We start from the raw sequence: 310 nt of genomic DNA, 5'->3' as shown, positions 1-310 counted from the left end.
CCACCGGCCCCACCGACACCACCAGCCCGACCCGCGCCACGTCCAGCCCCAGCGCGCCGGCCAGGTAGAACGGCCCCACCACCAGCGTCGCCATCATCACCGCCGACACCAGCAGGCTGGTGACGAGGCTGGCCGTGAGCAGCCGGTCGCTGAACATCGCCAGCCGCACCAGGGGCGACGCTGCCCGCCGCTCCACCGCCACGAACAGCGCCACCCCGACCGCCGCAGCCGCCAGCAAGGCCAGGTTGAGCCCGCCGAAGCGGCCCCGCCCGAAGGTCATCGCCAGCGCGTAGGCGCCCAGGCTGACGGC

1 pseudogene is annotated in these 310 nt (G+C 75.2%); it reads right to left on the bottom strand.

The annotated features are described in order from the left end of the window. Nucleotides 1-310 (bottom strand): annotated as a pseudogene (locus tag QQK25_RS23515) (MFS transporter); the annotation flags it as partial.

The sequence above is a fragment of the Zoogloea oryzae genome (genome assembly GCF_030161255.1).
Lineage (GTDB): Bacteria > Pseudomonadota > Gammaproteobacteria > Burkholderiales > Rhodocyclaceae > Zoogloea > Zoogloea oryzae.
This window is presented reverse-complemented; position numbering and strand designations above follow the sequence as displayed.